Here is a 23454-nt window from a genome sequence, read left to right as displayed (position 1 = left end):
CGTCCGTACTCACCCAGATGCGAGTAGGACGGCTCAGGCGCCCGGACCGCCGCGGGCCGCAGGATGGTACCGGTCGAGGAGGAAGGGAACGTGTCGTGACGTTCGTGCGGCAATGGGTGCTGCGGGTCAGCAGCTTCGGGCTGACCTGGCTGTACGCGATCTATCGGGTCCACCCGACGGTGTGGCGGTTGATGGCCCGCAACTACCGGCCGTGGATGGCCCGGTTCGCGCGCCTGCACGCGTGGATGACGTGCCAGTTCGCCGCGATCGACGTGCCCGCCTACGGCGACTTCCTGCGCCGCAACGGCTGGCGGTTCCGCTGGTTCGACCTGACCTCGTACCCGCCCACCGACAAGCAGTCCTACGTGAAGGCGTACCCGCAGGACCAGCGCTGCTGGCACGGGAAGATCGAGATCGCCGGCAGCGTGGTGGACGAGTCGTCGGGGTCGTCGGGGCAGCCGTACAACTGGATCCGCAGCCGACGGGAGCTGCGCACGGTGCACAAGAACCTGGCCGGCTACACGACGCTGGTGTTCCCGTCGAAGCGGCGGTTCGTCATCAACGCCTACTCGATGGGGGCGTGGGCGACCGGCACGAACACCGGCATCGCCATGGCCCGCGTGGCGATGGTGAAGAACACCGGCCCGGACCTCGACAAGATCATCGACACGTTGCGGCACTTCGGGCCGGGCTTCGACTACGTCGTCACCGCGTACCCGCCGTTCCTGAAGCACCTGCTGGACAGGATGGACGAGGTCGGCTTCGACTGGGCGCCGTACCGGCTGAGCGCGCTGGTCGGCGGCGAGGGCATGACCGAGGCGCTGCGCGACTACCTGGAGCGGCGCTTCACGAAGGTCCGCTCCGGCTACGGCGCCAGCGACCTGACCATCGGCATGGGCGGCGAGACCGACCTCACCGTGTGGCTGCGCCGCCGGCTGCGCACCGACCAGCGGCTGCGGGCCGCGCTGCTCGGCCCCGACGAGCACCGGCTGCCGATGATCTTCCAGTACAACCCGCTGGAGACGTACCTGGAGACGACCGCCGACAACGAGATCCTGTGCACCATCAACACCACCGCGGTGCTCAACCCGAAGGTCCGCTACAACATCGGCGACGAGGGCCGGCTGATGCCCTACGACGAGCTGGCCAGGATCGTGTCGGCCGAGCCGGCGGTGTGGCAGGAGGCGCAGCGCGCGGCGCTCGGCGACCGGATGCAGCTGCCGCTGCTGTTCCTGTACGGGCGAAAGGACAGCACGATCTCCTACATGGGCGCCAACATCTACCCGCAGGACGTCGAGAACGGCCTGTACCGCGACAACCCGCACGCGCACCGGATCGAGAGCTTCTGCCTGACCCTGGAGGAGCACACCGACCTGGAGAGCCGCCCGGTGGTGCACGTCCAGCTGCGTGACGGCGTCGAGCTGGCCGAGGCGGAGCTGGCCGAGCTCGCCGGCGTGTGCCGGCGCGGCCTGGTGCGCTACCTCGCCGAGGTGAGCCGCGACTTCGCCGAGTCCCTCGCCGAGGACCCGACCGCCGCGGACCTGCGCATCCGCGTCCACGAGCACGGCGCCGGCCCGTTCGCCGGCACCGGCGGAAAGATCAAGAACGTCTACCTGGCAAGGAGCGCCGCGGCATGAGGACCACCGACTTCTCGAAGGTGCCGCCGGTCGGCCAGGCGACCGCGATGTTCGTCGGCGCCACCCGGTACCGGGGACCGCACTCGATCTTCATCCTCAGCTTCACGTGGTTCAAGATGGTGCGCCAGATGCGGCGGCTGCCCGGGTACTGCTGGCACACCGTCTACTGGCAGTGGCCCTTCACCCTGGGCACGATCGCGTTCTTCCGGGACCGTGACGCGCTGCTGAAGTTCGCCCGGACCAAGCACCACCGGGACCTGATGTGCTGGATCACCGACAACGGCACCCGCAACGCGACCGGCGGCTACATCCGGCTGTACAACGCCGAGGAGAGCGGCTACACCAACGGCGTGTGGCGCGCCGAGGGCAACGCGATGGCGCACATCGAGACGTACACGCCGCTGTCGCACGAGACCGGCGGCCCGGGCGTGCACCGGTGAGCGTGGAGGTCGTGCCCGTGACCGGCCGGGCCGCGCTGCGGGCGTTCTGCGAGGTGCCGCTGCGGCTGCACCCCGCGGACCGGTACGTGCCACTCGCCGACTCCGTCATCGCCGGCTGGCACCGCTCCGGTGCCGCGGAGCTGTTCCTGGCCCGCGACGCGTCCGGCACGGCGGTCGGGCGCACGATCGTGCACCGCAGCGCCAAGTTCGACGCCAAGCTCGGCCGGCGGCACCAGCTGTTCGGGCTCACCGAGTTCCGCGACGAGCCGACCGCCGCGGCCCTGTTCGACCTCGTCGCCGCGCGGGGCCGGGACACCGGGGCGCTGTTCGGCCCGGTCGGGCTGCTGCCGAACCAGACCGGCGGGGTCATCACGTCCGGCTTCGACGAGCGCGGCTTCATCGACTCGGCGTGGAACCCGGCGCACTACCCGGGCACGTACGAGCGGCACGGCTTCACCCGCCGCTTCGAGGCCGACACGTGGCTGTGCACGGGGTTCGACGCCGACCCCGGCGCGCTGTTCCCGTTCGACGACGCGCGGGTGGCGGCCGAGGGGCTCGTCATCCGCCGCGGCTCCCGCCGCCGGTTCGCCACCCAGCTGCCGATCCTGCGGCAGATGCTCAACGCCTCGTTCGCGCAGCTGGGCTACTACACCGAGATCGACGCCGACGAGCTCGCCGCGCAGACCGACGGCCTGGCGTACCTGCTGGACGAGTCGCTGCTGCTGTGGCTGGAGCAGGACGGCCGGCCGGTCGCGTTCGTGGTCACCGTGCCGGACGTGTCGGAGTTCTTCATGAAGGTCGGCGGCCGGCTCGGCGTGCGCAACCAGCTGCGGCTGCTGCTGACCCGCGGCCGGTACCGGCGCGACGCGGTGCTCATCATCAAGGGCACCGTCCCCGGCGAGCAGGGCCGCGGCTACCTGACGCTGCTGTCCCGGGAGCTGTACCGCAACCTGAAGGCCGGCGGCTACCGGTCCCTGCGCAGCACGTACGTGGAGCGCTCGAACCCGGCGTCGGCGGCGCAGTACCGGCGGATGGGCGGCCGGCCGCTGCACGGGTACACCTTCTACGAGAGGCCGGTCGCGTGAGCTGGGTCGAAGACTTCCGCGCGCTCGAGGATGACTGCCGGCGGGCGCCGAGCGCGCACAACACCCAGCCGTGGGTGCTGCGCTCCGCGGCGGACGCGGTCGACGTGCACTGGGACCCGGCCCGCGCGCTGCCGGACTCGGATCCGACCCGGCGAGACCTGTTCCTGTCGCTGGGCTCGTTCGTCGAGACGTGCCTCATCGTCGCCGCCGGCGCCGGCCTGCCGGTGCGCGCCGAGGTCGCCGTGGACCGTGCCGCGCTGCGCGCCGCCCGGCTGGTGCCGGCGGCCGCGGTGTACGAGACCCCGTTCCCGCCAGCGTCGGTGCGGCAGCGGCGCTGCGCCCGCGGCGGGTACGCGCCCGGCCCGCTCGACCCGGCGGTCCTCGCGGCGCTGACCGCGCTCGGCGCCGACTTGCGCCAGGTGCCGGCCCGGTCCCTCGTCGGCCCGCTCGCCGCGGCGGACCGCTGGATGTTCGGCACACCCGAGGTGGTCGCCGAGCTGCGGGAGTGGATGCGGCTGTCGCCGCGGCACCCCCGGTACCACCTCGACGGCCTCACCGACCGGGCGATGGCGATGTCCCGCGTCGAGGCCGCCGGGCTGGCCACGATGATCGGCCCTCGCGCCTACCCGGTGACCCGCCGGCTCGGCGGCCCGGCGCTGCTGGCGGCCGCGTCGAAGGGCCTGCTGCGGTACGAGGGCACCGTGCTGGTCCTGGTCGGCTCCGCCGTCACCCCGGAAGCGGTCGTCGAGCAGGGCCGCACGCTGATGCGGGTGTGGCTGGCGCTGTCCGAGCGAGGCCTCGCCGTGCATCCGCTGAGCCAGCTGCTGGACTGCGCGGCCACGTCGGCCCAGCTGGCGGCGCGGCTCGGGCTGGCACCGGACGAGTCGCCCCTGGCCGTGTTCCGCACAGGGCGGCCGCTGCAGGAGCCGGTCCGCTCGGCCCGTATCCCGGCGTCGCAGGTCTGACGGTCCCCGCACGCAGCCTGGCGCGCGGTCGGTGCCCCGGCCGGGCCGGCGGCGCGGGCGACCGCGTTCAGCGGGCGCAAGGGGCCGGGGCCTGGCGCGGGGCGGTGACCATGGCGACCGCGTGCGCCGGGCCGGCCCCGAGCCGCAGCGACAGCCAGCCGCACGACCAGGGCACCGTCGCCGGCGCGGCGCCGGACGGGTCGACCGGCCCCTGCTCCGGATGCAGCCGCGCGTCCAGCCACGCGCCGGTGGCGGGCGCGATGTCGGCGGTCGCGGTGGCGAGCACGCACTGCCGCACGAAGTCCAGCGCCTGCGGCGACAGCGGCGCCAGGCCGGCGGCGTCCACCGCGCACTCGACGGTGCGCAGGAGGTTGTCCGGGCCGTACGTGAGCGTGGCCCGGCCGGTGCTGTTGACCGTCATCTGCCGGCCGCTGCCGCCGGCGGGCTTGCCGCTGACCGGTTCGCGGATCGGCACCGTGCCTTCCAGGAGCCCGTCGCGGTCCTGCTGGGCGTACCCGGGCCGGAACTGCTCGGGGAGCCGGCCGGTCCAGCCGGCGGCGGTGAGGCCAGGGATCGGCGCCAGCCCCTGGTCGTCGTCGGCGCACAGGCCCGCCAGTCCGGTGCGGCACTGCTCCCCGCTCGGCCTGGGCCACGGTGCCACCGGCACGGCGACCCCCGGCTCCCCGGGGTCGCCGGCGACGAGGGCGGCACGCACCGCCGCGTACCCCACGAGACACGCCACCGCCAGGACCGCGACCACCGCCGCGGCCACCGGCGGCCACCACGACCGCCGCGCACCGTCATCCACGCGGCTTGGACGGCGCCGGCGCCCGGGCGGGTGCCGGTGGGCCCTGGCACGATTCGGTAACGGTCAGCGGGCGGATCGCGCCGCACTCACCCGATCGATGAAAATCGGGGCGACAGGCACCCCGGTGCGTCGGGCAGCATGGTGGTCGTGGATGTTCGGGGACCCGCACGCTTCCTGGTCTGGCTCGGCTGGAAGGTCAAGGGCAAGGTCGCGCTCGGCGCCATGTTCGGGTCGCTGTGGTTCCTGAGCCTGGCGTCCACGCCGTTGCTGATCTCGCAGGCGATCGACCGGGGGCTGCAGTCCCGGCGCCCCGGCGTGCTGGCCGCCTGGGCCGCGGCGGTGCTGGTCGTCGGCGTGGCCAGCGCGGGGCTGGGCATCATGCGCCACCGCAGCATGACGAAGCTGCGGATGAGCGCCGCGTTACGCACCGCCGACCTCATCATGACCCACGCGACCCGGCTCGGTGCGGCCCTGCCGCGGCGGGTCACGGCCGGCGAGGTGGTCACGATCGGCATCTCCGACGTGTGGACGATCGGCCGGGCGATGAACGTCGGCGGCGTCGGGTTCGCCTCGACACTGGCGTACACGGTGGTCGCGGTCCTGCTGGCGCGCACCTCCGGGACCCTGGCCGTGGTCGTGGCCGCCGGGCTGCCGGTGCTGCTGCTGATCGTCGGGCCGCTGCTGCACCGCACCCAGCGGGCCGGGCTGCGCTACCGCGACCGGCAGGGCGAGCTCAACACCCGCCTGGTCGACATCCTCGGCGGGCTGAAGATCCTCAACGGGCTCGGCGGCAAGGACACCTACCTCGGCCGGTACCAGCAGGAGTCGGCGACCCTGCGGGACCAGGGCTACCGGGTGGGCGGGCCGTCGAGCTGGATCGGCGCCCTCGGCGACGGCCTGCCCGTCGTCTTCCTCGGCGTGGTCGTCTGGCTGTCGGCCCGGCTGGCCGCCGCCGGCGAGCTCACGGTCGGCGAGCTCGTCGCCGTGTACGGGTACACCGCCATGCTCGTCATCCCCGTCAACGTCATGATCTTCTGCTTGTTCGACATCGTGCGGGGGCTGGTCGCGGCCCGGCGCGTGGTGGACTTCCTGCGGCTGCCCGTCGACGACCCGTCCGGCGGTGCCGCGCCGGCCACGCCCGCGCCGCTGCACGACCCGGGCTCCGGGGTCGTCGCCGAGCCCGGCCGGTTCACCGCCCTCGCCGGGGCCAGGCCGCAGGACGCGGCCGCCGTGCTCGACCGGCTCGGGCGGTACGGGGCGACCGACGCCACCTGGGGCGGGCTGCGCCTGGCGGACATCGCGCAGGCCGAGGTGCGGGCCCGGATCCTGGTCGCCGACCACGACGCCGACCTGTTCGCCGGGCCGCTGCGGGAGGTGGTCGCAGGGCCGGACGAGCCCGACGACGGCCGGGTCGGCCGGGCGGTGCGCACCGCGGTCGCCCACGACGTCGCCGCCGACCTGGGCCGACCGGTCGAATGGGGCGGGCGCAACCTGTCCGGCGGGCAGCGGCAGCGGGTCCGGCTGGCCCGGGCCGTGCACGCCGACCCGGAGATGCTGCTGCTGGCCGAGCCGACCTCGGCGGTGGACGCGCACACCGAGGCCGCCGTCGCCGAGCGGCTGTCGGCCGCGCGAGCCGGGCGCGGCACCGTCGTGGCCACCACGTCGCCGGTACTGCTGGACCGCGCCGACGTGGTGCACTACCTGGTCGACGGCCGGGTCGCCGCATCCGGTACGCACCGCACGCTGCTCGCCGCGCACCCCGGCTACCGGGCGCTGGTCACCCGGGCGTACGGAGACGAGGACGAGGACCAATGAGCGGGCAGCGGAGCGGCTCGGCCCGCTCATCGAAAGTGCGGATTGGCTCAGGCCGACGCCGGAGCGAAGCGGAGGTGGCGGCGTGAGCACGGCACTGCCGGTGGCCGATCAGCGGATGGTCGGGCGGGCCGCGCTCCGGTTGCTGGCCGCGGACCGGCGCACGGTCGCCGCCGTCGTCGCCCTCAACTCCCTCGCCGCGCTCGCCGGCCTCGGCGCCCCGTGGCTGCTCGGCCGGATCATCGACGCGGTCGGCCGCGGCGGCGGTGGCGTCGACCGGCTGGCGCTGGGCGTGCTGGGCTGTGCCGTCGCCCAGACGCTGCTGACCCGCTTCGCCCTGGCCATCGGGTACCGCTTCGGCGAGCGCACCGCGTACCGCATCCGGGAGCGGTTCGTGCGCCGCGCTCTCGGGCTGCCCGCGGCCGTCGTGGAGCGGGTCCCCGCCGGTGACCTCGCGGCCCGCGGCACGACCGACATCGACGCGGTCGCGAACACGCTGCGCGACATCCTGCCCGGCATGGCCGTCGGCGCCGTGCAGATCGTGTTCATCGTGTCCGCGGTCGTGGTCCTGCACCCGATCCTCGGCGTGGTCGGCGTCGCCGGGCTGTCCGGGATCTGGTTCGTGACCAGGTGGTACCTGCGCCGGGCCCGCGCGGCGTACCTTGCCGAGGGCGCGGCGAACTCGGTGCTCGCCGACGACCTGGCGGCGACCACCACCGGCGCCCGCACGATCGAGGCGTTCGCGCTGCGGGAGCGCCGCCTCGCCGCGGGGCACGCGGCGATCACCGAGACCCGCCGCACCCGGCTGGGCACGCTCGCGCTGCGGTCGGTGTACTTCCCGCTGGTGGAGACGTCGTACGCGGTCCCCGGTGTGCTGGTGCTGCTGCTGGGCGGCCTGCTGTACATCGACGGCCGGGTCAGCCTGGGCACGGTCGTGGCGGCCGTGCTCTACCTGCGGCAGCTGGTCGGGCCGCTGGACGGCATCCTCATCTGGATCGAGCAGCTGCAGAGCAGCCTCGCGTCGTTCGCGCGCGTGGAGGGGCTGGCCGCGATCCCGGCCGTGGCACCCGCCGTCACCGACCCGCCGCGGCACGAACGGATCGAGCTGACGGGCGTGCGGTACGCGTACGATGCGGGCCCCGACGTGCTGCACGGCGTGGACCTGACCATCCGCCCCGGCGAGCGGCTGGCGATCGTGGGCCTGTCGGGCGCCGGCAAGTCCACGCTCGGCATGCTGATCGCGGGCGTGGACCGGCCGACCGCCGGCTCGGTCACCGTCGGCGGGGTGCCGATCGCCGACCTGCCGCCGGACGAGCTGCGCCGCCAGGTCGTGCTGGTCACCCAGGAGCACCACGTGTTCCGCGAGTCGCTGCGCGACAACCTCATCGTCGCCGCCCCCGACGACGTGCTGCGGGCGGCGCTGAAGACCGTCGGCGCCGACTGGGCCGACGACCTGGACCGGGACCTCGCGCAGCACCCGCTCGACGGCGCGCAGGCGCAGCAGGTCGCCCTCGCCCGGGTGGTCCTCGCCGACCCGCACACGGTGATCCTCGACGAGGCGACGGCGCTGCTGGACCCGACGGCGGCCCGGACCGCGGAGCGCGCCCTCGCGGCGGTGCTGGACGAGCGGACGGTGATCGCGATCGCGCACCGGCTGCAGACCGCGCACGACGCGGACCGGGTCGCGGTCATGGAGGACGGCCGCATCATCGAGCTGGGCACGCACGACGAGCTCGTCGCCGCGGGCGGCCCGTACGCCGCGCTGTGGCGGTCCTGGCACGGTGGTGCCTGACCGCCACCCAGCGAGCGGTCAGGTGGTAGTGCTGGCCGGCATCTTCCACGGCTCCTGGGGCAGCGGGCTGCCGGTCTCCAGCAGGGACTTGAGGTTCGCCAGCACGGCGGGCCAGCCGAGGGAGATCGCGTCCAGGTCCTCCTGGGTGGCGAGGCGCTCGTGGGTGACGGTGAGCCGGACGATGTCCTGGTCGGACTCGACGGTGAAGGTGACGGTGGCCTCGCCGCCGAACGTGAAGACCAGCCGGCGCGGCGGGTCGACCTCCAGGACCGTGCCGGTCTCGTCAACGATGCCGGAGCCGTCGGCGCGGCGGTGCTCCCAGGTCGAGCCGACCTGCCAGTCCGAGACGTTGGCGTGGCCCCAGTACGCGGCGGTGAGGTCGGCGTCGGTCAGGGCGTGCCACACCTGCTCGGCGGTCGCCTTGATGTAGGTGACGTACACGTAGGTCGGTATCGCATCGGGTGTTTCGGTCGTCATGGCGTGTCCTTCCGCAGATTGTCTGACGGCGTCCAAGATCCGCAGCCTGGGCTCCTCGTACGCCGCGATCCAGCGCCGCTGCAGGTCGTGGATGGGCACCGGGTTGAGGTAGTGCAGCCGCTCCCGGCCGCGGCGCACGACGGTGACGAGGTTGGCGTCCTGCAGCACCTGCAGGTGCTGGGTGGCCGACTGGCGGGCCATCGCGAGGCCGGCGCACAGCATGCCCAGCGTCTGCCCGTCCTGCCGGCGCAGGCTGTCGAGCATCCCCCGGCGGGTCGGGTCGGCCAGCGCCTTGAAGACCAGGTCCACCACCGCATTATGCAGGTTTTTACCTGCATAATGTCAAGTGTGGCGCAGGCCGGATGCGGTATGAAGGAGGCATGACGCATGGACGGGTGCTGGTGATCGGGCTCGATCCGGTCAAGATCCCGGGCTGGGATCCGGCCCCGGTCGTCGCCGCGATCGAGCGCGGCCAGGCCCGCTTCGCCGAGCACGGCATCGAGGCCGACCTGTGCCTGCTCGCCCCCGACGAGGACCCCGGGTCCGCGATGGTCAAGGCGCTCACCGCCGCCGACTACGCCTGCGTGGTCGTCGGCGGCGGCATCCGCAAGCACGAGCCGCTGCTGGCGCTCTTCGAGCAGGCCGTCAACCTGGTCCGCCGGCACGCGCCGCAGGCGGCGATCGCGTTCAACAGCACCCCCGAGGACACCGCCGACGCCGCCCTGCGCTGGCTGCGGTGACCGGCGCGCAGCTCGGCGCGGACGCGGCCCGCCGCCTGTTCACCCGGCACCGCCACGTCGCGCCCGGCCTCACCGGCGCCGAGTTCGACCGGGTCGAGGAGCGCTACGGCATCACGTTCGCCGACGACCACCGCGCCTTCCTCGGCGCCGGCCTGCCGCTCGGCAACGACCGCTGGCCCGACTGGCGCGACGGCGACCCGTCCGACCTGCGCGCGAAACTCGCCTGGCCGGTCGAGGGCGTCCTGTTCGACGTCGAGAAGTGGTACTGGCACCGCGACTGGGGCGAGCGCCCGGCCCGCACCGCGGCCGCCGTCGAGCTGGCCCGTGAACACCTCACCAAGGTCCCGCAGCTGATCCCGGTCTACTCGCACCGCTACCTGCCGCCGGGCCGGGGCACCTCGGGCCACCCGGTGCTGTCGGTGTACCAGACCGACATCATCTGCTACGGCACGGACCTGCTGGACTACGTGTACCAGGAGTTCGGCGCCGGTCCCGGCATCGACCGCACCGACCCGGCCTGGCAGCCCACCGCCACCGTCCCGTTCTGGCGCGACTTCCTGCAGTGACCGGTCCTCACAGCGGGTACAGCAGCCGCCCCGTCAGCGGGTCCTGGCCGTAGCGCAGGCACAGCTGCGCCAGCACGTCCTCGTGCGTCACGGCCACGTTCACCACCGTGTCGTTGCCGGCGTAGTAGATGACGACCGTGCCGTCGGCCTCGCGGACCAGGCCGCAGGAGAAGACCACGTTCGGCACGTGGACGTAGTCGGTGTCCGGCACCCGGCAGTCCGCGCGGGACGGGAACAGGATCGGGATGCTGGACATGCGCACCACACCCGGGTCCTCCAGGTCGTGCAGGGCGACGCCGAGCACGTACGGGTTGCCGTCCATCGTCGTGCGCACCCCGTGGAACACGTTGAGCCAGCCGTGCGGCGTGCGCACCGGCGGCGCACCCGGCCCGATCTTGTCGGAGAACGCGCTCGGTCCCGCGCCCGTGCGCATTACCGGCTCGTCGGCGACCTTCCACGGCCCGGTCCGGAAATCGTCCGCATAGCCGATCCTGATCTGCGTGTACGCGCCGCCGACATCACCCGGGCCGGCGTCGTTGGGCCGGAACAGCCCGACGTACCGCCCGCCGATGCGCTCCGGGAACACGACCACGTTGCGCATGTCCCGGTCGAGCATCGGCCCGTGCCGGGTGAACGTGGTCAGATCGTCGGTGAGCGCGAGCGACACCCGGACCCGGTTGCGGACCCCGGCGTGGTACGCGCTGTACGTGACCGCGAACGTGCCCTCGACCGGGTTGATCCGCGCGTCCTCGACCCCGCCGGACTCGGCCTCGACGACCAGCCGCCCCTGCACGCCGTCGACGCACCGGTCCGCCTCGGTCGCCGGCGACAGCACCGGCCGCGGGTGGACGGACCAGTCCGTGACGCCGTCGGCGCTGGTGGCGAGGCCGAGCACGCTGATGCCGCAGCGCAGGTGCGAGCGGAACAGCAGCGCCGTGCGGTCCGCCAGCCTGGCCACCCCCGCGTTGTGCACGGTGACCACCTGCAGGTGCGGCTCCCGCCAGACCGCGTTGACCTGCCGCGCGGTGAGGACCGGGTTCGCCGGATGCCGCAGCACCGGCCGGTCGAGCGAGACGGTGCCGGTCGTAGCGTCGCCGAAGCGTACGTCGCGCGTCGTCACAGCGCTCACCGTCGCACGGGCACGCCGTCGCCGGATCACTCCGCGGGGGCGATCAGCCTCGTCCGCAGCGCCGCCAGCCGGTCCGGCGACAGGCCATGGTGCAGCAGGTACTCCACCGCGCCGCCCCAGCGCTCGACGTCATTTCTGGTAGCCGTAGTTGTCGCAGGTGCGGCGCTGCTGGACGCAGTTCCTGGTGCGCTTGTTCATGGTGGTGACGTCCCACATGACGAAGGCGTCGCCGTGCATGGAGGAGGCGCTGCGCAGCTCCTTGCCGGAGGACAGGTAGTACCCGTCGGTGGTGCCCTTCGCGCCGTACTGGATGTCGAAGGTGATCGCCGGGATCTTCACCGGGTGGCTGGCCGGGCAGGCGTTGCCGGCGCCGTAGGTGACGTGGTCCTTGTGGTTGGGGCTGTCCAGGTGCTTGCCGTCCCAGCAGTCGGGGAACTGCAGCATGAAGTGCAGGGTCGCGGTGCCGCCGCAGATGGGCCAGTTGCCGTTGCTGCTGCGGGCGATGCCGTCGAGGTCGCCGGGGCCGTAGAAGGCGCAGTAGAACTGCCCGGACGCGCCGCGCGGGGTCGGCTGCTGCTTCTTCGCGTCGCCGGAGATCATGCGCAGGCCGTTGGGCATCGGCATCTGGCCGGTGGAGGTGTTCATCAGCGAGCGGTAGTAGACGCGGAAGCCGGTGGTCTCGACGGGCTTGTTGGTGGCGGCGTCGTACAGCGTCGGCACCCAGTACGCGGAGTGGTCCTGCACCGGCTTGCAGCTGGTCGCGGTGAACTTCATCAGGTCCGCGGGGGTGGTGGCCGCGGCGGCGGCCTTGTTGCCGACGAACGAGTGCATGTGCGACGCGCCGGGCAGGCCCGGGAAGACGATCGGGTCGTCGGCGAGGGAGTGGCTGTACTGGCAGTCGGCGCGGAACTCCGGCAGGTTCCCGACGCCGGCCGGCACCGGGTCGGCGGCGAGGCTCTTGTACGCGTCGGCCTGCGCCTTCCAGGCGCCGTCGACGGGGATCCAGCCGCCCACGGCGGCCGCCTTCGGCACGCCGTCGCCGGCGGCCGGGGCCAGCCCGGTGGACGAGCCGCCCGCGGAGGCCGGTGCGGAGGCCGGGGCCGAGGCGCCGGGCAGGCCGGCCGTGTCGCCCGCGCCTGCGCCGCCGTCCGGGGAGGTGAGGGCGACGTCGGTGGTGGCGGGTCCCGGGTCGGCGCCGGCGCCGGACAGGTAGACGGCCAGGGCCGCGACGACGACCACGGCGACCGCGGCACCGGCCAGGACACCCCGCTTGCGGTTCGACACGGTCAGCTCTCCCACGGCAGGACAGGGCACGCCGATCGGACGATCACGGCCGCGCCATGGTAGGCAGCCGCATCGCGTACCCGGAAGGCTTTTCATGCGATCTTAAAAAAGGGTGAAGGTCACCCGAGGTCGTAGCCGGCGCCTGCGCGGGCGTCCCACCGGATCCGGCGGCGGCCCGCGGGGGCGCCGGCCACGGTGGTGACCTCCACGGGCGTGCCGCCGGCGGCGTGGACCTTGCCCGGCGGGGCCGGCAGCTCCACGACCAGCGGCCCGTCGGCGCCGGCGGTGATCCGGGCGGTGGTGAGGTGCCCGCCGGTCCAGGCCACGTCGGCGCGGTGGCCGCCGCGGCAGCGTACGCCGCGGATCCGGCCGGTGTCCCACGCCGCCGGCAGCGCGGGCAGGAGGCTGACGGCGCCCGCGTGGCTCTGCACGAGCAGCTCGGTGATGCCGGCGGGCGTGCCGAGGTTGCCGTCGATCTGGAAGATCCAGCCGCTGGGGCGGGCCGCGTCGGAGTGCAGCGTCAGCAGCGACGCCGAGCACAGCCCGCCGGTGAGCGCGGCGAGGGACTCGACGGCGAGGTCCGGGTCGCGCAGGCGGGCGGCGAGGCACAGCACCCACGCGCGGCTCCAGCCGGTGTGGCCGGTGCCGTGCGCGAGTCTGGCCGTCAACGCGGCGCGGGCGGCGGCGAAGTCGGCGGGGGTGCCGGTCTCCGTGATGCGGGTGCCGGGGTACAGGCCGTACAGGTGGGACAGGTGCCGGTGGCCGGGTTCGTGGGGTGGGCGGTCGTCGTACCACTCCAGCAGGGTGCCGTCCGGGCCGGCCTGCACGGGGCGCAGGGCGGCGAGCGCGGCGGTGGCCTCGCGGTGCAGGGCGGGGTCGGGGGCGCGGTCGAGCAGCGTCACCAGCCTGGTGAGGACCTCGCGGGCGAGCTCCTGGTCCAGGGCGCAGCCCCAGGAGACCGCCGCGTGGCCGGTGTCGCCGTAGCGGAAGTCGTGCTCCGGTGACGTGGACGGGCTGACGACGAGGGCGCCGGCGGCGTCGGGGACGAGCATGTCCAGCAGGAAGCGGGCCGCGGCGCGCAGCACCGGCAGCGCGACGTCGGCGGCGAATCCGGGTGGGGCGCCGTGCTCGAGGTGGTCCCAGGCGTGCGCGGCGAGCCACGGCAGCGCCGACGGCCAGTTCGCCCACTGCGGGTCGCCGGGCACGGGTGCGGTGTGCCGCCACAGGTCGGTGTTGTGGTGCACGGCGGCGCCGCGGGCGGCGTAGTGGCGGGCCGCGGTCGCGGTGCCGGCGGCGGCGAGGTCGGCGGTCAGGGTGAGCAGCGGCTCGTGCAGGTCGGCCAGGCCGGTGCTCTCCGCCGCCCAGTAGTTCATCTGGGCGTTGATGTTCGTGGTCCAGTTGCACGACCAGCCGGGGCGCACGTCGGTGTTCCAGATGCCCTGCAGGTTCGCCGGTTGGGTGCCGGGCCGGGACGCGGCGATGAGCAGGTACCGGCCGAGGTGGAACATCAGCTCGGCGCGGCCGTCGGCGGGCAGCTCGAGGTCGGCGCGGTCGAAGTACTGCCGGTGCTCGGTGAGGTGCCGTCGCCGCAGCACCCGGGTGGGCCGGGCCAGGGCGCGGGCGACCCGGGCGAGCGCGTCGCCCGCGATGGCGGCCAGGTCGGCGCTGGGTGGGTGCCGGTGGCCGCGGTACCCGGTGGCGACGGCGAGGACGAGCCGGGTCTCGTCGGGGGTGTGCCGCACGGCGGCGGCGACGGCGAAGCCCATGCCGGCCGGCACCGCGGCGCCGGTGCCGGTGGCGTAGACGACCGCCGGTTCCTGCTCGACGTAGTTGGGCAGCACGTGGGCCGGGGCGCGGCCCGTCCACAGCAGGCACGGCCCGGCGCCGGCGTCGACGACGCCGGCGGTGACGGGGTGCGGGCTGTGCAGTCGCGGCGGGGCGGTCGCGGCGAGGCTGCCGGGTCCGGTCGCCGAGACGACGAGGACGTCGTCGGGGGCGGAGACGAACGCGGTGAGCCGCACCGGGCCGCAGGCACTGTCGTAGCCGGTCACGGCGACGGCGTCGGCGAGATCGAGGTGCCGGTGGTAGCCGGAGGCGCCGGCGGTGTCGGCGGTGTCGGCGGTGTCGGCGTAGCGCCACTCGAGGTGGCCGATCGGCTGGTACGACTGGGTCCAGGCGTCGCCCTGCAGCCGCCGGGCGAGGGCGTCGGCGGCGGCGTGGTCACCGGCGGCCACCGCGTCCCGCAGCGCCGGCAGCAGCCGCGCCGGACCGGCACCGTCCTGCAAAACGTCGTGTAAAACACCGCCGTCCGGCACAGCGGCGCCGTCCGGCACAGCGGCGCCGTCCGGCACAGCGGCGCCGTCCGGCACAGCGGCGCCGTCCGGCACAGCGGCGCCGTCCTGGAGGAGACCGGGCAGCGGGCCGCCCGACCACAGGGTGTCGGCGTTGAGGTCGATGCGCTCCACGCCGGGCCGCCCGTGCAGCATGGCGCCGAGGCGGCCGTTGCCGAGCGGGAACCCGTCGTGGAAGTCCGCGGCCGGTGCGGTGAGCTCAATGCGGTGCCTGGTCATGGTGTCCTTCCCGCCGGATCTCGACCCGGCCGGTGTCGTGGTGCAGCAGGAACACCAGGTCGCCCCGGCGCACGGCCTCGACGTCCGGCGGCAGGCCCGGCAGCACCGGCGCGACGCCGGCCCCGGCGCAGACCCGCCGCAGCAGCCAGCGCATCGCGTCGGGCGACGGCAACGTGGCGACGTACCAGGCAGTGCCGGCCCGGTACGCGTTGCGCAGCACGACGGGCCGGCCGTTGAGCGGGCCGCCGCGCACGGACGCGACGGCGGTGGCGCCCCGCGCCTCGCCCCATTCGGCCCAGGTGGTGGCGGTGAAGTCGCCCAGCTCGGCCGACGCGACGTCCAGCAGCACGTCGTCGGGCAGCGGCCAGTGCTCCTCGACCCGCACGCCGAGCAGGTCCTGCCACGGTCCGGGCCAGCCGCCGGTGTGCACCCGCTCGTCCGGGTCGGTGATGCCGGTGAACGGGCCGACGACGACGGTGCCGCCGGCCGCGACGTAGCCGGTCACGGTGGCCGCGGCGGCGGTGCTCACCTGGTACAGGTTGGGCACCAGCACCAGGCGGTAGCGGGACAGCTCGCCGGTCGCGGGCACGAAGTCGCAGGTGACGTTGTCCCGCCACAACGGCGCGTAGTAGTCCAGGAGCCGGTCGACGTAGCGGAAGCCGTCGTGCGGCTGGTGCGCCAGCTCCACGGCGCGCCACGCCTCCCAGTCGAGCACGACCGCGACGTCCGCCGGCACGGTCGAGCCCGCGACCCCGGACAGGCCGGCGAGCTCGCGGCCCAGCGCGCGGATCTCGCGGAAGACACGGGAGTCGGGGCCGGCGTGCGGGACCATCGCGCCGTGCGCGCGTTCGGCGCCCTGCCGCGAGGCGCGCCACTGGAAGTGCAGGACGCCGTCGGCGCCGCGGGCGACGGCCTGCATGGACCACAGCCGGTTCAGGCCGGGTCGTTTCGGGGTGGCGACGGGCCGCCAGCTGGCCGCGCCGGGTGACTGCTCGGCGAGCAGCCACGGCCGGCCGCCGCCGAGGGAGCGCACGATGTCCTTGGACATGGCGGCGCGCATCGGGGCGTCGGGGTCGTTCGGGTCCGGGTAGGTGTCCAGGGACACGAGGTCCTCGGCGGCGGCCCAGCGCCAGCCGTCGGTGTGCCGGTAGGTGTCCATGAAGTTCGTGGTTACCGGCACGGCGGGGTTGTGGGCGCGGACCGCGTCGCGTTCGGCGGTGAAGCACTCCAGCAGCATGTCGTCGCAGAAGCGCTGGTAGTCCAGGTCCTGGGCGGGGTTGATGACGTACTGCACGCGCCGGGGCGGCAGCACCTGCGCCCAGTCGCCGTAGTGCTGCGACCACACGGCGGTGCCCCAGGCGGTGTTGAGCCCGTCGAGGTCGCCGTGGCGGGCGCGCAGCCAGCCGCGGAACCGCTCGGCGCAGTGGTCGCAGTGGCAGGTGGTGCCGTACTCGTTGCCGATGTGCCACAGCCGCAGCGCCGGGTGGTGGGCGTAGCGGGCCGCGACGGCGTCGCTGATCGTCAGCGCGGCCCGCCGGTACGCGGGGGCGCAGGGGCAGTACTGGTTGCGGGAGCCGTACAGGCGCCGGACGCCGTCGGGGTCCTGGGGCAGGGTGTCGGGGTGGTGGTGGCCGAGCCACGGCGGCGGCGAGGCGGTGGGGGTGGCGAGGGCGACGCCGATGCCGCCGTCGTGCAGCAGGTCCAGGACGGTGTCGAGCCAGTCGAAGGTGTAGCGCTCCGGTGTGGGTTGCAGCCGCGCCCAGGCGAAGACGCCGACGGTGACGAGGTTGACGCCGGCGTCGCGCATGAGGGCGACGTCCTCGCGCCACACGTGCGGCGGCCACTGTTCGGGGTTGTAGTCGCCGCCGTACAGCAGCCGCCCGCGGGTGACGTCGTGCAGTCCCGGCACCGGCTCAGCCCTTGATCGCGCCGATGAGCATGCCCTTGGTGAAGTGCCGTTGCACGAACGGGTAGGCCACCACGATCGGGATGAGGGTGAGGGTGACCACCGCCATCTGCAGCGACAGTTGCGCGATCTGCTGGTGCCCGGCGTACTGGCCGGTGCCGGTCGTGCCGGTGCCGGGCATCGAGCTGCCCTGCAGGGTGTAGGTGTACAGGATCATCTGCAGCGGCCACTTGCCGTTGTCGGGCAGGTACAGCAGCGCGTTGAAGAACGAGTTCCAGTAGCCGACGGCGTAGAACAGGGTGATGACGGCGGTCACCGCCCGGGACGTCGGCAGCACCACCGACCACAGGATGCGCCACTCCCCCGCGCCGTCCATCCGGGCGGCGTCGATGAGCTCGGGGGCGGTGCTGCTGAAGAAGCCGCGCATCACCAGGACGTTGAACACCGACACGGCACTGGGCAGGATCATCGTCCAGTACTCGCCGTAGCCGCCGAGGGAGGTGACGACGAGGAACGACGGGATCAGCCCGCCGCTGAAGAACATGGTGACGACGAGGAACAGCAGGATGCCGCGGTGGCCGAACGACCCGTGCCGGGACAGCCCGTAGGCGCACAGCACGGTCACGATCATCGACAGTGCCGTGCCGACGGCGGTGATGACGAGGCTGACCAGCAGCGAGTGGGTGATGAGCTGGTTGGTGAAGATCTGCCGGTACGCCTCGACGGTCAGCTCGGTCGGCACGGCGACGAGCCCGCCGGCGCGGTTGATGGCGGCCTGGGTGGAGAAGCTGGTGAGCACGATGGAGTACAGCGGCACCAGGATCACCGCGACCACGATGAACAGGGTGATGCCCTTGCCGGCCCGCCCGGCGGCGGTGGGCGGCTCCTCCCACACGGGGCCGCTGTGCCGCGGTCGCGGCCTGGTCTCGACGGTCATCGGCGGTACAGTCCGTCCTCGCCGAAGGCGTGTGCGAGCTTGTTGGCGGCCAGCACCAGGATCAGTGACAGCACGCCCTTGAACAGGCCGGCGGCGGCGCCGTAGCTGAAGTTGTTGTTGACGACGCCGTAGTAGTAGGCGAAGGTGTCCAGCACCTCGGAGGCGTCCCGGCCGACCGCCTGCCGCTGGATGAGCATCTGTTCGAAGCCGACGGTGAGGGCGTTGCCCAGCCGCAGCACGAGCATGAGCACGATGACGCCGCGCATGCCGGGCAGGGTGATGTGCCACAGCCGCCGCCACCGGCCGGCGCCGTCGGCGGCGGCCGCCTCGTAGAGGCTCTGGTCGATGGCGGCGAGCGCGGCGAGGAACACGATGATGCCCCAGCCGGCTTCCTTCCACACCGCCTGGGCGGTGACGAGGTACTTGAAGGCGTCGGGGTCGGTCATGATGTCCCAGGTCGCCCAGCCGTGCCGGCGCAGCATCGTGTTGAGCGCGCCGGCGCCGCCGAGCATCTCCTGGAACACCGTGACGACGAGGACCCAGGAGAAGAAGTGCGGCAGGTACACCACGGACTGCACGAACGAGCGGACGCGGGCGTTGGCGACCTCGTTGAACACCAGCGCCAGCGCGATCGGCACGGGGAAGTACAGGATCAGCTGGACGGCGCTGATGACGAGGGTGTTGCTCAGCGCGTGCCAGAAGATCGGGTCCTGCAGCAGGCGTTCGAAGTTGTCGGCACCGACAAGGGGGCTGTACCAGAACCCGGAGTAGATGTCGTAGCTCTGGAACGCGGTGACGAGCCCGAGCATCGGCACGTAGGCGAACACGGCGAGCAGCGCGACCGCGGGCAGCGTCATGAGCAGCAGCGACCGGTCGCGCCGCAGCCGGATCCGCCAGCGCGGCTCCTTGCGGGCCGGGGCCGGGGCCGACCGCGTGTCCGCGGCCGGCTTGAGCAGTGTCACCGGGTCCCCGCGTTCACTTGCCGGTGCCGTACTTCTCGCGGATGCCGTCGTAGAACTTGCGCAGGTCGTCGCCGCCCTGCCGGCGCCAGGCGGCGACCGCCTCGGTCCATTCGGAGATCGGCTTCCGGCCGAGCTTGACGTCGACCATCATGTCCTCCACCGGCTGGCCGAGCGAGGAGAACTGCGCGGGCTCGCTCACGTTCATGCCGTAGAACAGCGGCTTCACCGCGTGCTTGACCATGTCGGCCTGCCAGGCGGCGGAGTCCTTGACCACCTGCACGGCGCCGGACTGCACGGTGCTGGCGGTGGCGGGGCAGGCCAGGAACTGGTAGGTGGTGGCGATCTCCTTGCTGCCCTGCTCGGTCAGCAGGGGGTTGCCGTCCTTCATGGTGTAGTGGGTGCCGGACGTGCCGAAGTTGACGGTCAGCCACTCGGCGGAGCCGTAGGGCGCGGCCAGGTAGTTGGCGATCGTGAGCAGTTCCTTGATCTGGCCGTCGTTGAGCTTCTTGTTCAGGTAGCTGTACATCGACGCGCCGTTGCCGAGCTGCACGGTGGGCTTGCCGCCGGTGGCGCTGAAGAGTTTGAACGCCTGCCGGTTGTAGCCGGGGGCGGCGGCCGCGCCGGACTTGGCGTCGTCGCCGTTCCAGGCGCCGGTGCCGTCGGCGCAGACGGCGACCTTGCCGCTCCAGAACCGCTGCTTGGCGTTCTGGCTGTTGTTGGCGACGGCATCGGGGTGCAGGTAGCCGGCCTTGACCATCTTGGCGTGCCAGTTGAGCGCCTCGACGATGCCGTCGGTCTCGTACCGGTGCACGAGCTTGCCGGACGGGTCGGTCGTCCACGGGTAGCCGGTGCCGGGGAAGCCGAAGATCTGGTAGATGTACGCGGCGTCGTTGCCGAACAGGTCGTCGAACGCCCACTGGCCGGCGGCGGCGTTGGTGAGCGCCTTGCCGATGGCCTCCAGGTCGGCGATGTTCTTGACGTCGGCGGAGACGCCGGCCTTGTCCAGCAGGTCCTTGCGGTAGTAGTACATGCCGGCGATGACGGCGTTGGAGGAGTAGATCGGCAGGCCGTAGAGCTTGCCGTTCCAGACCCCGGACACCCAGGCGTTGGTGGAGATGGCGGCGAGGTTCGGGTACTGCTTGATCTTGTCCCCGGCGAGGTACGGGGTGAGGTCGGCGAACTTGGTGCGGACCGCCTCGCCGAAGTTGAGCTTGGTGGTGTTCCAGCTGGGGATGTTGATCCAGTCGGGCAGCTTGTCGGCGGCGAACAGCGGCGGCAGCAGGTCGCCGTAGGTGTTGCCGTCGGCGGGCTGCAGCTTCAGGGTCGCGCCGAGCTGCTTGTTGACCGCGTCGTAGTGGGCGTTGCCGTTCGACGGCGGGATGGCGCCCCACAGCGGGGTCATGGTGACATACGTGCCGCCGTTGCCGATCTGGCCGGTGACGGTGCGGGCCGGGTTGGCCGGGTAGGCTAGGAACGCCGGGTCGGTGGCGGCGCCGTTGGCGCCGGTGACGACCGGGATGTCGGGCTTGACCAGGTCACTGGGGGCGTACGAGGGCAGCGCCTTGGACAGGTCGCCCTCGCTGGTCGTGCCCGAGCTCTTCTCCTTCGGGCTGCCGCAGGCGTCCAGCAACGGCACCGCGGCAATGACGGCGATGGAGGTGAGCAGGCCGCGCCGGCTCAGGCCGGTGCCGGCGTCCGGTGCCGGGGTCGCTCCGCTTTGCATGGTGGTTCCACCCTTCGGGTGATCGAGGTGCACGATGCGGTGCGCGAGGTATCGAAGCGCTTCGACGGCGCTTCGACTGCCAGACCGTAGGGCATCGATGCGCCACCCACAAGGACATCGACGGAGGCCCTCGCCGGACCGCGCGCACCGCGCGGACGGGCGTGAAAGTTTCGCTCTGCTTGACACGTCCGGGCTGGGTACCGATCATCGAAGCGCTTCGACAGCCTCCTGCCGGAGCTATTACCGGCAGAGTGGGGACCCATGACCGATCATGTCGCGGACCTGCTGCGGCAGCTCACCACCGCCGAGAAGATCGCCCTGCTGCACCAGCGGCAGCCGGCGGTCCCCCGGCTCGGCCTGGCGGAGTTCCGCACCGGCTGTGAAGCGCTGCACGGCGCCGCCTGGATGGGCCGGGCGACCGTGTTCCCGCAGGCCGTCGGGCTCGGCGCGAGCTGGGACCGGGCGCTGCTGCGCGCCGTCGGCGAGGCCGCGGCGACCGAGGTCCGCGCGTTCCACCACGATCCGCCGTCGGGCGAGCCCGCCTCGCTCAACGTGTGGGCGCCGGTGGTCAACCCGCTGCGCGACCCGCGGTGGGGGCGCAACGAGGAGGGCTACAGCGAGGACCCGTACGCGACCGCGCAGCTGGCCGTCGCGTACTGCACGGGGCTGCGCGGCCCGCACCCCTCGGTGTGGCGGACCACGCCGGTGCTGAAGCACTTCCTGGCCTACAACGTCGAGACCGACCGCGACGTCGCCGACATCGCCGTGCCGGAGCGGGTCGTGCACGAGTACGAGCTGCCCGGCTTCCTGGAGCCGCTGCGCGCCGGGGTCGCGGCCGGGGTGATGCCGGCCTACAACCTCGTCAACGGCGTGCCGAACCACGTGCATCCGCTGCTGGCGCAGGTGCTGCGGGCCGTGGCGCCGGACCTGGTGGTGTGCTCCGACGCGCAGGCGCCGTCGAACCTGGTGGAGACCGAGCGGTACTTCGCCTCGCACGCCGAGTCCCACGCCGCGGCGCTGCGCGCGGGGGTGGACAGCTACACCGACAACGGCCCCGACCCCGGGCCGACGATCGCCCGGTTCACCGAGGCCCTGGACCGGGGCCTGGTCACGGAGGCCGACCTGGACGCCGCGGTCGGGCGGATCCTGCGGATGCGGGCCCACACCGGGGAGTTCGAGCCCGCGCAGGACCCGTACCGCGGGATCCGGCGCGACGTGATCGCCTGCCCGGCGCACGCCCGGCTCGCCGCGCGCGCCGCCCGCGAGGGGGTGGTGCTGCTGCGCAACCGCCCCGGCGCGCTGCCGTGGTCGGCGCCGGGGGACGTCGCGGTCATCGGGCACCTCGGCGACCGGGTGCTCACCGACTGGTACAGCGGCACGCTGCCGTACGCGGTCACCATCGTCGGCGCGCTGCGGCCGCGATGCGCGGTGTCCTTTGTGGACGGTCTGGACCGGGTCCGGCTGGCGACGGCGGACGGGCGGCGGGTCGACGGGGCGCTGCGGCTCACCGGCGGGCCGGGTGCGGTGTTCGCCGTGCAGGACTGGGGCACCAGCGTGCAGTGCCCGGTGCCGGTGCACACGCTGCGGGACACCGCCGCGGACCGGTACGTCACCGTCGAGGAGTCCGGTGCGCTGGCCGCGACCGCGGTCACGCCCGACGGGTGGGTGGTGCGCGAGCTGTGGGAGCTGCACCCGGCCGGCGGCGACGAGGTGCTGCTGTGGTCCAACGCGCTGAGCCGGTACGTGACCGAGGGCCCCGACGGCCGGCTGACCACCGGCGGCGGGACCGGCGGCGCGCTGCGCTTCGTGCTGGAGCCGGTCTCCTCGGGCGTGGACGAGGCCGTGGCGGCCGCTCGGGCCGCGTCGCACGTCGTGGTGGTGCTCGGCAACGACCCGCACATCAACGGCCGGGAGACCGTCGACCGGTCGTCGCTGGCGCTGCCGCCGCAGCAGGAGGCGCTGCTGCGCGCGGTGGTGGCGGCGAACCCGGCGGCGGTGCTGGTCCTGGTGTCCAGCTACCCGTACGCGATCGACTGGGCGCAGGAGCACGTGCCGGCGATCGTGTGGACGTCACACGCCGGTCAGGAGCTCGGCACGGCCGTGGCCGACGTGCTGCTCGGCGACGCGAACCCGGGCGGGCGCCTGCCGCAGACCTGGTACGGCGCCGGCACCGTGCTGCCCGCGCCGACCGACCACGACGTGATCGGGTCCGGCTGGACGTACCAGTACCACCGCGGCGAGGTGCTGTACCCGTTCGGCCACGGGCTGTCGTACACCACGTTCGCCTACGGCCCGCTGCGGGTGGACCCCGCGGGGCGGTCGGCGGCGGTGACCGTCACCAACACCGGCGACCGCGCCGGCGACGAGGTCGTGCAGCTCTCTGTCAGCCTGCGCTGCTGGCCGGTGCCCGCCCCGGAACGGCGGCTGGCCGGCTTCGAGCGGGTGCCGCTCGCCCCGGGCGAGTCGCGCGAGGTGCGCTTCGACGTCCCGGAGACCGCGCTCGCGTACTGGTCGGTCCAGCAGCAGCGGTTCGTCACGCCGCCGGGCGCGTACGAGTTCCGGGCCGGGCCGGACGCCGGCTGCACCGTCACCCTGGACGGCTGACCGCGGGGGGCGTGCCG

General features: G+C 73.5%; 18 protein-coding genes. 9 read left to right on the top strand and 9 right to left on the bottom strand.

Features of this window, described 5'->3' with window-relative positions; translation table 11 throughout:
• Window positions 1–95 precede the first annotated feature (95 nt).
• From AB0H83_RS21880 to AB0H83_RS21865, 4 genes are read left to right on the top strand one after another with little or no spacing between them, the layout of a single operon-like run.
• On the top strand, window positions 96–1637 hold the full coding sequence (locus tag AB0H83_RS21880; RefSeq protein WP_360096748.1) for a phenylacetate--CoA ligase family protein: 1542 nt from the start codon (window positions 96–98) through the stop codon (window positions 1635–1637).
• Entirely contained in the window at window positions 1634–2077 is a 444-nt protein-coding gene (locus AB0H83_RS21875; protein ID WP_360096745.1) for a DUF4188 domain-containing protein, read from the top strand. The genes AB0H83_RS21880 and AB0H83_RS21875 overlap by 4 nt, the downstream gene beginning before the upstream one ends.
• The gene (locus tag AB0H83_RS21870; protein WP_360096742.1) at window positions 2074–3162 is read left to right on the top strand and encodes a hypothetical protein; all 1089 of its coding nucleotides are present in this window, start codon (window positions 2074–2076) and stop codon (window positions 3160–3162) included. Before AB0H83_RS21875 ends, AB0H83_RS21870 begins: the two co-directional genes overlap by 4 nt.
• Window positions 3159–4127 carry a hypothetical protein gene (locus AB0H83_RS21865; RefSeq protein ID WP_360096739.1) on the top strand — a complete coding sequence of 323 codons (969 nt, stop codon included), beginning with the start codon at window positions 3159–3161 and terminating at the stop codon, window positions 4125–4127. The genes AB0H83_RS21870 and AB0H83_RS21865 overlap by 4 nt, the downstream gene beginning before the upstream one ends.
• A 67-nt stretch (window positions 4128–4194) precedes the next feature.
• On the opposite strand, the gene AB0H83_RS21860 is transcribed toward AB0H83_RS21865, so the two are convergent.
• A complete protein-coding gene (locus tag AB0H83_RS21860; RefSeq protein ID WP_360096736.1) occupies window positions 4195–4899 on the bottom strand; it encodes a hypothetical protein in 705 nt (234 codons plus the stop codon).
• A gap of 258 nt (window positions 4900–5157) precedes the next feature.
• Here AB0H83_RS21860 and AB0H83_RS21855 point away from each other — a divergent pair, with 258 nt between their 5' ends.
• Complete coding sequence (locus tag AB0H83_RS21855; RefSeq protein WP_360096799.1) at window positions 5158–6750, top strand: ABC transporter ATP-binding protein; 1593 nt, start codon at window positions 5158–5160, stop codon at window positions 6748–6750.
• 115 nt (window positions 6751–6865) lie between these two features.
• The gene (locus AB0H83_RS21850; protein WP_360096796.1) at window positions 6866–8539 is read left to right on the top strand and encodes an ABC transporter ATP-binding protein; all 1674 of its coding nucleotides are present in this window, start codon (window positions 6866–6868) and stop codon (window positions 8537–8539) included.
• A gap of 18 nt (window positions 8540–8557) precedes the next feature.
• Here AB0H83_RS21850 and AB0H83_RS21845 read toward each other — a convergent pair whose 3' ends face one another.
• On the bottom strand, window positions 8558–9325 hold the full coding sequence (locus AB0H83_RS21845; protein WP_360096733.1) for a metalloregulator ArsR/SmtB family transcription factor: 768 nt from the start codon (window positions 9323–9325) through the stop codon (window positions 8558–8560).
• Window positions 9326–9396: 71 nt separating this feature from the next.
• Between AB0H83_RS21845 and AB0H83_RS21840 the strand changes: the two genes are divergently transcribed.
• A complete protein-coding gene (locus AB0H83_RS21840) occupies window positions 9397–9756 on the top strand; it encodes a hypothetical protein (protein ID WP_360096730.1) in 360 nt (119 codons plus the stop codon).
• The gene (locus AB0H83_RS21835) at window positions 9753–10322 is read left to right on the top strand and encodes a hypothetical protein (RefSeq protein ID WP_360096727.1); all 570 of its coding nucleotides are present in this window, start codon (window positions 9753–9755) and stop codon (window positions 10320–10322) included. Before AB0H83_RS21840 ends, AB0H83_RS21835 begins: the two co-directional genes overlap by 4 nt.
• Window positions 10323–10329: 7 nt before the next feature.
• On the opposite strand, the gene AB0H83_RS21830 is transcribed toward AB0H83_RS21835, so the two are convergent.
• The 7 genes from AB0H83_RS21830 to AB0H83_RS21800 form a co-directional block, all read right to left on the bottom strand.
• Window positions 10330–11442: a hypothetical protein gene (locus tag AB0H83_RS21830; RefSeq protein WP_360096724.1), complete on the bottom strand. Its 1113-nt coding sequence runs from the start codon at window positions 11440–11442 to the stop codon at window positions 10330–10332.
• A gap of 138 nt (window positions 11443–11580) precedes the next feature.
• Window positions 11581–12750: a DUF1996 domain-containing protein gene (locus tag AB0H83_RS21825; protein ID WP_360096721.1), complete on the bottom strand. Its 1170-nt coding sequence runs from the start codon at window positions 12748–12750 to the stop codon at window positions 11581–11583.
• Between the two features lie 104 nt (window positions 12751–12854).
• Window positions 12855–15305, bottom strand: coding sequence for a glycoside hydrolase N-terminal domain-containing protein (locus AB0H83_RS21820; protein ID WP_360096718.1), 2451 nt, complete (start codon window positions 15303–15305; stop codon window positions 12855–12857).
• Entirely contained in the window at window positions 15286–17214 is a 1929-nt protein-coding gene (locus AB0H83_RS21815) for a beta-galactosidase (protein ID WP_360096715.1), read from the bottom strand. The genes AB0H83_RS21820 and AB0H83_RS21815 overlap by 20 nt, the downstream gene beginning before the upstream one ends.
• A gap of 4 nt (window positions 17215–17218) precedes the next feature.
• Complete coding sequence (locus AB0H83_RS21810) at window positions 17219–18148, bottom strand: carbohydrate ABC transporter permease (RefSeq protein ID WP_360096712.1); 930 nt, start codon at window positions 18146–18148, stop codon at window positions 17219–17221.
• Window positions 18145–19110: an ABC transporter permease subunit gene (locus AB0H83_RS21805; protein WP_360096709.1), complete on the bottom strand. Its 966-nt coding sequence runs from the start codon at window positions 19108–19110 to the stop codon at window positions 18145–18147. The genes AB0H83_RS21810 and AB0H83_RS21805 overlap by 4 nt, the downstream gene beginning before the upstream one ends.
• Window positions 19111–19123: 13 nt before the next feature.
• On the bottom strand, window positions 19124–20833 hold the full coding sequence (locus AB0H83_RS21800; RefSeq protein WP_360096706.1) for a hypothetical protein: 1710 nt from the start codon (window positions 20831–20833) through the stop codon (window positions 19124–19126).
• Between the two features lie 261 nt (window positions 20834–21094).
• Between AB0H83_RS21800 and AB0H83_RS21795 the strand changes: the two genes are divergently transcribed.
• Window positions 21095–23437: a glycoside hydrolase family 3 C-terminal domain-containing protein gene (locus AB0H83_RS21795; RefSeq protein WP_360096703.1), complete on the top strand. Its 2343-nt coding sequence runs from the start codon at window positions 21095–21097 to the stop codon at window positions 23435–23437.
• The last annotated feature ends 17 nt before the right edge of the window (window positions 23438–23454 follow it).

Origin of the sequence: Dactylosporangium sp. NPDC050688 (assembly GCF_040654515.1) — a bacterium.
In the GTDB taxonomy this organism is placed as follows: Bacteria; Actinomycetota; Actinomycetes; order Mycobacteriales; family Micromonosporaceae; genus Dactylosporangium.
The sequence above is the reverse complement of the archived record's forward strand: the minus strand, read 5'-3'. Positions and strand labels throughout refer to the sequence as shown.

Bases quoted from the DNA above. Each gene is read 5' to 3' on its own strand.
- AB0H83_RS21855 (WP_360096799.1), top strand. From the start codon at position 5,158: ATGTTCGGGTCGCTGTGGTTCCTGAGCCTGGCGTCCACGCCGTTGCTG.
- AB0H83_RS21875 (WP_360096745.1), top strand. From the start codon at position 1,634: ATGAGGACCACCGACTTCTCGAAGGTGCCGCCGGTCGGCCAGGCGACC.
- AB0H83_RS21810 (WP_360096712.1), bottom strand. From the start codon at position 18,148: ATGACCGTCGAGACCAGGCCGCGACCGCGGCACAGCGGCCCCGTGTGG.
- AB0H83_RS21820 (WP_360096718.1), bottom strand. From the start codon at position 15,305: ATGACCAGGCACCGCATTGAGCTCACCGCACCGGCCGCGGACTTCCAC.
- AB0H83_RS21800 (WP_360096706.1), bottom strand. From the start codon at position 20,833: ATGCAAAGCGGAGCGACCCCGGCACCGGACGCCGGCACCGGCCTGAGC.
- AB0H83_RS21850 (WP_360096796.1), top strand. From the start codon at position 6,866: ATGGTCGGGCGGGCCGCGCTCCGGTTGCTGGCCGCGGACCGGCGCACG.
- AB0H83_RS21795 (WP_360096703.1), top strand. From the start codon at position 21,095: ATGACCGATCATGTCGCGGACCTGCTGCGGCAGCTCACCACCGCCGAG.
- AB0H83_RS21840 (WP_360096730.1), top strand. From the start codon at position 9,397: ATGACGCATGGACGGGTGCTGGTGATCGGGCTCGATCCGGTCAAGATC.